The following is a 2,903-nucleotide window of genomic DNA, read 5'->3' on the forward strand; positions in this document are numbered from 1 at the left end:
GGCCAGGCTGTGGCGACGATCAGGAGATCGCAGCCGCGCACGGCGCTGTCGAGCGAGGAGGCCTCGACGACCTTGTCGCCCAGCGCGGCGACGGCGGCGTCCTGCGCCAGCGGGTCGTGCACGGTCACCACGTAGCCCGCGTCGGCGAGCCGGGCTGCTATCTTGACGCTGTGGCTTTCCTCGACGACCGGCGTATGCGGCTTGTAGGAGAGGCCGAGCAGGGCGATGCGGGTGCCGGCCTTGGCGAACTTCGCGACGAGCCCGGTGACGCGCTCGATCTGGTGGTTGTTGATGCGGTCGGTCGCCTCGGCGACGTCGGCGCGGGCGCCGATCTTGCGGGCGAGTGCGGCGAAAGCCACGTTGTCGCGCGGAAAGCAGGGGCCGCCATAGCCCATGGCGCCCTTGAGGTACTTGGCCCCGATGCGGGTGTCGGCGCCGAGCGCCCGGGTCACCACGTCGACGTCGGCGCCCGGCAGCCGGTCGCACAGGTCGGCCAGCATGTTGGCGTAGGAGATCTTGGTCGTGACGTAGGTGTTCACCGAGATCTTGGTGAGCTCGGCGTTGACGAAGTTCATGCGCTGCACCGGCGGCTTCTTCTCGCAGAGCTGCAGGTAGATGGTCTGCAGCATGTCGCCCGCCTTGGCGTCACTCTCGCCGATCAGGATCGAGTCGGGATAGAGCATGTCGCGCACCACGCTGCCGAGCGCGATGAACTCTGGATTGTAGCAGAGGCCGAGGTCGGGGCCGACCTTGCGGCCCGAGGCGGCTTCCAGCGCCGCCCTGATCTCGCTGCCGGTCGTGCCGGGCATCACGGTGCTGGTGATGACCACGACGTGGTAGCCGGTCTTGTCGCGCAGCGCCTTGCCCAGCGTCTGCATCGCCTGCAGCACGAAGCGGTTGGAGAAGAAGCCGGTGCTGTCGGACGGCGTCGGCACGATCACGAAGCTCGCGTCGCTGTTCTGCACCGCCTCGGCGGCGTCCATGGTGGCCGTGAGCCGCGCCTTGTTGGCGGCGATCAGCTCGTTGAGCTGCGGCTCGACGATCGGCATCTTGCCGGCGTTCATGGCGTCGACCAGCGCCTTGTTGACGTCGAGGCCGGTGACCGTGAAGCCGCGACTGGCGAGGACCGCGGCGAGCGGGGCGCCGAGCTTGCCGAGACCGACCACCGAAACGCGAGGCAGAGAAGCTGAGGTCATTTCCATTCCCAATTCGAGGGCCGGTACTGATACTGTCGCACGGGCCGAGATGCCAGCCCCGAATTTCCCGTCCCGACGACGGCGATTCGCGGCTTGCGCCGTCCGGTCGCAGGCGCGAAAACTCGGCTCGGAATGCGAGGGACTGAATGAAAGTGGAATTTTCGGCCTTCCCGAAGGCCTTCTCCGGCAATGTCGCTGTTTTCGTCTCGGCGGAAAAGCAACTTCTCGCAACGGCAAAGGCTCTCGACCAGCAGGCCGGCGGCGCCGTCGAACGGGCCATCGCGACAAGCCGCTTCACCGGCGCCAAGGGCCAGTCGCTGAGCGTGCTGGGCCAGCAGCAACTCGGCCGCCTGCTGCTGCTGGGGGTCGGCAAGCCGCGCGAGCTCGATGCGCGGGCCGCCGAGAGTCTCGGCGGGCTGGTGGTCGCCGATGCCAATGCCGCGGGCCAGAAGGCCGTGACCGTTGTCGTCGATCCGGTGAAGGGCACGAGGCTCTCGCCGGCCGAGATCGCGGCCCACGTCGCGCTCGGCGCGCGCCTGCGCGGCTACCGCTTCGACAAGTACAAGACCAAGGAGAAGCCCGAGCAGAAGCCGACCCTGGAGCAGGTCACCGTCGTGGTGTCGACCGTGGCCGAGGCGAAGCGCGCCTACGCCCGGCTCGAGCCGGCGGTCAACGCCGTCTTCTTCACCCGCGATCTCGTGAGCGAGCCCGCCAACGTCCTCTTTCCGGTCGAATTCGCGCGCCGCGCCAGGGAGCTCGCGAAACTCGGCGTGAAGGTCGAGATCCTGGGCGAAGCCGAGATGAAGAAGCTCGGCATGGGCGCGCTGCTGGGCGTGGGCCAGGGCAGCGCGCGCGACTCGCAGCTCCTCGTCATGCGCTGGATGAACGGACCGAAGAGCCAGGCGCCGGTCGCGCTGATCGGCAAGGGCGTGTGCTTCGACACCGGCGGCATCTCCATCAAGCCGGCCGGCGGCATGGAGGACATGAAGTGGGACATGGGCGGCGCCGGCGCGGTCACCGGCGCGATGATGCTGCTGGCCGGCCGCAAGGCCCGGGCCAATGTCGTGGGCGTCTGCGCGCTGGTCGAGAACATGCCGAGCGGCGAGGCCCAGCGGCCGGGCGACGTGGTCAAGACCATGTCGGGTCAGACCGTCGAGGTGATCAACACCGACGCCGAGGGCCGGCTGATCCTGTGCGACGCCATGTGGTACGCGCAGGAGAAGTTCAAGCCGCAGGCGATGGTCGAGCTTTCGACGCTGACCGGCGCGATCATCGTGTCGCTGGGGCATGAGCGGGCGGGCTTGTTTTCGAACAACACCGCGCTCTCCAACAAGCTGCGCGCGGCCGGCTCGATGGTGGGCGAGAAACTGTGGCGCATGCCGCTCGGGCCCAAGTACGACAAGCTGATCGATTCCGACATCGCCGACATGAGGAACGTCAGCAACGGACGCGACGGCGGCTCGATCACGGCGGCTCAGTTCCTGCAGCGTTTCGTGCAGGACGGGGTGGCCTGGGCGCATCTCGACATCGCCGGCATGGCGTGGTCGACCAAGGGCAACGACACCACGCCCAAGGGCGCCACCGCCTATGGCGTGCGGCTGCTCGACCGCTGGATCGCCGACAACCACGAGCGCTGACGCGGGCCGTGCCCAGCGAGGTCAACTTCTATCATTTGACCCGGACGTCGCTCGAAGACACGCTGCCGCG

General features: G+C 68.1%; 2 protein-coding genes. One reads left to right on the forward strand and one right to left on the reverse strand.

Annotation, left to right across the window (positions count from 1 at the left end):
* A partial coding sequence (locus tag VH499_RS06540) for a UDP-glucose dehydrogenase family protein (protein ID WP_332051895.1) occupies nucleotides 1-1,196 on the reverse strand: 1,196 nt, incomplete at its 3' end.
* A gap of 146 nt (nucleotides 1,197-1,342) precedes the next feature.
* On the opposite strand from VH499_RS06540, the gene VH499_RS06545 reads away from it, so the two are divergent.
* Nucleotides 1,343-2,833: a leucyl aminopeptidase gene (locus tag VH499_RS06545; protein WP_332051896.1), complete on the forward strand. Its 1,491-nt coding sequence runs from the start codon at nucleotides 1,343-1,345 to the stop codon at nucleotides 2,831-2,833.
* Nucleotides 2,834-2,903: the final 70 nt, after the last annotated feature.

The organism is Reyranella sp., assembly GCF_036558665.1.
Classification (GTDB): Bacteria; Pseudomonadota; Alphaproteobacteria; order Reyranellales; family Reyranellaceae; genus Reyranella.

Excerpts from the sequence above, each read along its gene's own strand:
- VH499_RS06545 (WP_332051896.1), top strand. The coding sequence starts at position 1,343 with ATGAAAGTGGAATTTTCGGCCTTCCCGAAGGCCTTCTCCGGCAATGTC.